The sequence below is a fragment of the Oceanobacillus salinisoli genome (assembly GCF_009733865.1).
In the GTDB taxonomy this organism is placed as follows: Bacteria; Bacillota; Bacilli; order Bacillales; family Amphibacillaceae; genus Oceanobacillus; species Oceanobacillus salinisoli.
Genome location: NZ_WOFB01000050.1, coordinates 1 through 6,011, shown reverse-complemented (window position 1 = coordinate 6,011; position 6,011 = coordinate 1). Strand labels below are relative to the sequence as shown.

Sequence of the window (6,011 nt, the reverse complement as noted above, 5' to 3'; positions counted from 1 at the left end):
GGGGTTCCCCCTGCGAGAGTAGGACGCCGCCAGGCAATATAACAAAAGACCGGATACGAATTAAATCGTATCCGGTCTTTTGTTATGACTTAAAAGCAACTACACGTCTTAAAGAAATAAATAGCAGTAAACTTATTAGGAATTCAATTAAGCAGTATCCAATGGAAGAAGGGTTAATTATACCAAGTCTATTGTTTATCTAGTATTTGTATTAAAAAACATAATTATTAATATATTTTAACAATATGTTAAGGAGTTGTAACTGATAATCAAAACTTTATTCATATGATCCTTGTATTCTAAAAGTAGTAAAAGTAGAGAGGGGTATATGATGGATAAAGATATTAGGAAAGTCGAAAATATGACATACGATGATTCAAGAAGAATATTTCTGAAGTATTTTCTAGCTGGAACAGCAGTACTGGCTTTTGAAACGTCTGGTCTTGGTAAATTAGGTACAATGGTATCACGAGTTGGAGCAGCTCCTAAAGTTTCCCCGTACATTGCACAGCAAGAACCAGGTAAAGGGTTTCCGCAATCTATTGCATCAGGAGATCCTACAGATAGTGGAATGATGCTTTGGACAAGGGTTGATCCAAGTTTAGAAACTGGTTTTTCTAACATAGAGATAAATAGTAAGCTTATATATTGGATGGAAAAGCCAGGGGTGAAAAATGATCCATCATTAAAAGAAGAAATTGAAAATGGTAAGTTTGTCATGTTTGAAGTAAGTAAAACGGAAGACTTTTCAACGGTTGAAGTAAGTGGATTCTCCCCAATCTGGAAAGAATACGACAATATTGTTCGAGTCGACCTGGACACGATGCTTGAGCCTAATCAAGTCTATTATTATCGCTTCATAACTAAGAGTGGTCTAGTAAGTAATACAGGAAAATCAAAAACATTACCATCAGTGGATAGTGATGTACATTCAGCAACGATTGCTTACATATCATGTCAGGATTATACAAATGGATATTTTAACGCACTCAGACATTTAGCTGATGAAGAAATCGACTTTTTCTTGCATTTAGGAGATTATGTATATGAGTCTGTTGGGGATGCAAGTTATCAGGGAGGCCTGAAAGATAGGCGTATTAATCTACCTAGTGGGAAAAGTAAGGCATTCACACTGGAAGACTATCGAACTCTTTATCAAACATACCGGTCTGATCATGATTTACAAAAGCTTCATGAAAATCATTCGATGGTTGCAATATGGGATGACCATGAGTTTGCTAATGATACATACTACCCAGCTGTTGCACCGGATGACAATCAAGAATCAGATCCAGGCAGAAGGTTATTTGCAAATCAAGTCTGGTTTGAATATATGCCAGCTAGAGTACCATATGATTCATCTAAATCCTTCGAGGAATCTATTAAAATCTACCGTAGTGTTACAATTGGGAATCTAGCTACCATATTTATGACAGATGAACGCCTATATCGAAGTGCCCACCCTTGTGGTGAAGGCCAATTAGATCGGTATTTTACAAATGGCTGTGAAAATAGGAACAAATCGAATCGTTCCATGCTTGGGTTTAATCAAAGAGACTGGTTCATTAAAGAGCTGAAAAATACAGACAGCACTTGGAAAATATGGGGCAATGAAGTACAAGTCACACAGTTGAAGCTATTAAATCGATTTTTTAATCTGGATGCATGGGATGGATTTCCTTATGAAAGAGATGTTATTGCTCAAACCGTGATGAATGAGGGAATCCAAAATTTCATTGCCTTAACAGGGGACTTTCATACATTTGAAGCTTCTTATCTTCAATACGATTATAATGATTCCGGAGAAAAATATGGGGTCGAATTAATGGTTGGTTCTGTCACTTCCAGTAATCTGAGAGAAGCAATACGAAATATCCTTCAAGAGGTTCCAGACACATCCAGTCCTATTCCAAATGGGGCCGTTTCAGAACTTGTTCGTACGCTGCAAACGACGCTTGGAAGTCTCAGTACGTTAACTGCAGAACTTTTATTTAAGGAGTTGCAGAATATCATTAAAGTTGAAAATCCGTGGATTGAATTATTTGATAGTACTACTCACGGATATGCCTTGTTAACCTTAACCAAATCAAAGGCAATTTGCACAGCATATTCCATAGATAATATAGAAAAGCCACAATCGACCAAGTCATTATTATGGCAATGCGAAATTCCAAATGGAGAAGTAGATATTATAGTAAATAAGGATAATCATATACTTGAAGTATAATGCGGATATCTTAGATTAAACAGCTTCATTCTTTTTACGGGTGGAGCTTTTCATTTCTTAATAAATATATTGCTATGTTTGAATAATCCTGCCACGTACACTCTAGCAGGTCTAGTTTTCCTTATACTGTTACTTAGAGTTATATGAAGAGAAGATGCAAGGTAAGTCCTTACATCTTCAATCTTCATCCTTCACAAGGTTATGTGTATTTTACTTGATTATTTACTTTCTCCGGTTTCAATGATTTCTTTGGTTTCTTTTACTTCCTTTTCAACATCACTGGTCAAATCACGGGTGGACTTCTTAAACTCGCTTAACGTTTGCCCCGCTGCTTTTCCGATTTCTGGTAGTTTTTTTGGACCAAAAATTACTAAAGCGATAATCAAAATTAAGATTAAACCAGGTATTCCTATTGTTGATAGCATGGTAAACACCTTCCTTAATAAATAATTTTAAATGAAAAGGTAATTGACTCGTTATATTTATTTTAACACGATAGGTCAATAGAGTAAGTTAAATTAGACATAATTAATTATAAATTTACAATAGTTAAACAAGTGGTTAAAATTGAATTGCTATTATAATAGTAGAGTTAATAGTCTTTCATAGAGTTTAAAGGAAAGAGTAACTCAAAACCTAAAGGAGGTATCTTACCATGCATGATAAGGAGAATATGGACAGACGTAAGTTTTTGAAGGTGAGCGGAATGAGTACGGCGGCAATTGCTTTAGGTGCAACAGGATTTTTGGCACCAGGTGGAAATAATATTTTAGCTGCATCGCAAAATTCAAAAGGCACACTTAGTGGTTATGGTCCGTTGGTAAAAGATCCAGGTGGTGTTTTTGATATTCCGAAAGGGTTTCAGTATCGGATAATTTCAGAGGAAGGGAAAAACCTTTCAGATGGTCGTCCGATTCCAGCAATGTTTGATGGTATGGCGGCATTTCAGGGAAAGAATAACTCTACCATCCTTGTTCGCAATCATGAATTAACTAGTCAAACCAATAATCCTGTTATTGGAAAAAACCCGTATGACAAAGATAATACTGGTGGAACAACTGCACTTGTTGTAGGAAATGATCGAAAAGTTCAACAAGAGTATGTTACATCAGCTGGTACGGTGCGAAACTGTGCAGGTGGCGGAACTCCATGGGGTACTTGGCTTACTTGTGAAGAAACATTGAATGAAGGGCATGGTTATGTTTTTGAGGTAGACCCAAATGATCCAGAAAATAATCTGTCAAAAACACCAATCAGAGAGATGGGTGCTTTTTCACATGAGGCGGTTGATGTTGATCCTGCAACGGGAATTGTTTATTTGACAGAAGATGCTGGTCCTAGTTATTTTTACCGTTATATTCCAAATGATCGCAGTCAAAAGATTGGTTCACTGCATAAGGGTGGCAAACTGCAGGCTGCAGCGTTTGAAGAATTAAGCAGCAATAAAGCAAGTGAGTTTTACTCGGGTGGCAGGAAATATGGGGTTGTTTGGAAGGATGTTGATTCAGAAAAACCTACCTATGAAGCTGGGCAACAAGGGTGTATTCAATTTTCCAGGTTAGAAGGCTGTCATTTCATAGGCGGTGTGTTCTGGTTTTCGGATACATCTGGAGGCGATAATGGAACAGGAACCATTTACCGTTACAGTCCAGCAACCAATACATTGGAAATGTTCTATGAATCATCGTCAAGAAATGATTTAGAATCTCCAGATAATATTACAATCACACCATGGGGAGATTTATGGATAGCAGAGGATGGTGCTGGTTCAGACCGAATTATCGGCTTAACACCTGAAGGAGAATCGTATGTTTTTGCTGAAAATAAGCTGAACAATGCAGAATTAGCTGGTCCGGTGTTTTCGCCTGATGGAAATACATTTTTCGTAAACATTCAAAGCCCAGGTTTAACTCTAGCGATTTGGGGACCATTTGCAAAAAGAAATTCAGGACGTGCGCGGCAAATGGGGCATGCTGCTCCACCGAAAGATTATGCACCGCAAATTTCAGATGAGGTGGCAGGCTTTGCTCAAGTACAAGGAATGTCTGAACTTGAAGTCGCAGCATTACAGCGTCATGGTATGCCAATCGTATAGTTTAGAATAGATTTGGAAAGCTGCTCATTCATTGGGCAGCTTTTTTTGTGCTTGAGCACTACATACGAAGGTTATTTTACTCAAATAGAGAAAATAGAGTTACGATAAGATTACATTGATAAAGTAGTTAAAGTACATGTTCAAATAATTGTCACATCTATGTTCAAAATGAGTATTGTTTTCATGATATTTTTACATAAAAATTGTATGGTAGGATATAGGATAAGAAAGATTTTTAATGGAGGTTTACTTTTGATAGCAACTGATAAAATTATATCGATATCCATTATAGTTTTAAGTATTCTTGCCGGATTGATTGCGTTTTATATCATAAGTGATTTACCAAAGGAAGAGAAGAGAAAGCAAATGAGGGAAATGACTTCTGAACTCGTTAATTTTGTCATCTTTATTTGGGTTGGGAAAATCATTATCCATTTCTCCACATTTTTAGATGATCCATTAGCACTATTAGCTTATCCTAGTGACTCGGGAGCTTTTTATGTAGCAGTACTATTAATTGGAGTTCTTCTCTTTTATAAACATAAACGCAGGCAAATGGATACAGGTACTTTATTTTATTCGTTTATTCCTGTATTTTTAGTTGGATCATTTATTTATGAATTTATTCAACTGACATGGAATAATAACGATTTTTCGCTCGGGTACATGGTTGTATTGGGAGTATTAATCATCGTCTATCTTTTTCTGAAAGAACGTATATCAAAATCGTGGCTTATAACTGTTATGATTATAGGTTGGTCTTTAGGATTAGTTATTCTCTCATTTATACAGCCATATATTACCATATTTGGCTATTTGATTGATTTATGGTTTGTCGGAGTAGTTCTTATAACTAGTTTATATATCCTACTTCTTGTTAATATAAAGAGGGTTTCATCATGTGAATAGATGGATGTTATTATAATAATTCATAGGAGTGGTCTGTTTTTGGTCACAGGCTACGTAAATCAGTTTATTGCTTAAATGAATCGAAGGGATATGGTTTACTAGATTAAGTAATACGGAGGTAGATGTAATGAAAAAATTAATTCTTGGAGTTATTATAGTCGGAATGTTAGGTTGGGCGGTTTATGATTTTGTGATTTCTACTGATGCGAATGAATCAGGAGCATCTTTAGAGGATGTTGGAACTTCAAAAGGTCAAATGGCACCTGATTTTGAGCTAACCACATTAAATGGAGAGACGGTAAAATTATCAGATTATCGCGGGAAGAAAGTATTCGTTAATTTTTGGGCTACCTGGTGTCCCCCGTGTAGAGCAGAAATGCCGGATATGCAAGAGCTGTATGACGATACAGATGTTGAAATCTTAGCTGTCAATTTAACAGCAACAGAAAAAAGTGTGGAAGGCGTAGCAGAGTTTGTAGATGAATATGCACTAACTTTTCCAATTTTAATGGATGAAGAAGGAGAAGTGGAAAGCATGTATCAAGTTAATGCCTATCCAACTTCTTATTTGATAGATTCGGAAGGTCGAATTGGTTATGTATCGATTGGTGCAATGAATTATGAACTGATGGTTCAGGAATTTGAAAAGATGGATTAGACTCTTTTACATGAAAGTATAAAATTTAATCTGGGAAGTGGATTCGCTGTAGCCAAAATTTTAACTTCCCAAGTATAAGACAAACAACACATACGCTAAAGGATGAGCGAATGCGGGGGTTG

The 6,011-nt window shown here is 36.3% G+C and carries 6 protein-coding genes; 5 read left to right on the top strand and 1 reads right to left on the bottom strand.

Going from position 1 to position 6,011, the window contains the following annotated elements; translation table 11 throughout:
* Positions 1 to 203: hypothetical protein (locus GMJ66_RS20845; RefSeq protein WP_231514996.1), on the top strand; the 203-nt coding region annotated here is incomplete at its 5' end.
* A gap of 128 nt (positions 204 to 331) precedes the next feature.
* Positions 332 to 2,227, top strand: a complete 1,896-nt coding sequence (locus GMJ66_RS19900; protein WP_197046775.1) for an alkaline phosphatase D family protein — start codon at positions 332 to 334, stop codon at positions 2,225 to 2,227.
* Positions 2,228 to 2,445: 218 nt separating this feature from the next.
* On the opposite strand, the gene tatA is transcribed toward GMJ66_RS19900, so the two are convergent.
* Positions 2,446 to 2,652, bottom strand: a complete 207-nt coding sequence (gene tatA, locus GMJ66_RS19895; protein ID WP_156292062.1) for a twin-arginine translocase TatA/TatE family subunit — start codon at positions 2,650 to 2,652, stop codon at positions 2,446 to 2,448.
* A 230-nt stretch (positions 2,653 to 2,882) separates the two neighbouring features.
* Here tatA and GMJ66_RS19890 point away from each other — a divergent pair, with 230 nt between their 5' ends.
* The 3 genes from GMJ66_RS19890 (at position 2,883) to GMJ66_RS19880 (ending at position 5,889) form a co-directional block, all read left to right on the top strand.
* Positions 2,883 to 4,322, top strand: coding sequence for an alkaline phosphatase PhoX (locus tag GMJ66_RS19890; protein WP_156292061.1), 1,440 nt, complete (start codon positions 2,883 to 2,885; stop codon positions 4,320 to 4,322).
* 252 nt (positions 4,323 to 4,574) lie between these two features.
* Entirely contained in the window at positions 4,575 to 5,231 is a 657-nt protein-coding gene (locus GMJ66_RS19885; RefSeq protein WP_156292060.1) for a hypothetical protein, read from the top strand.
* Between the two features lie 127 nt (positions 5,232 to 5,358).
* On the top strand, positions 5,359 to 5,889 hold the full coding sequence (locus GMJ66_RS19880) for a peroxiredoxin family protein (protein WP_156292059.1): 531 nt from the start codon (positions 5,359 to 5,361) through the stop codon (positions 5,887 to 5,889).
* The last annotated feature ends 122 nt before the right edge of the window (positions 5,890 to 6,011 follow it).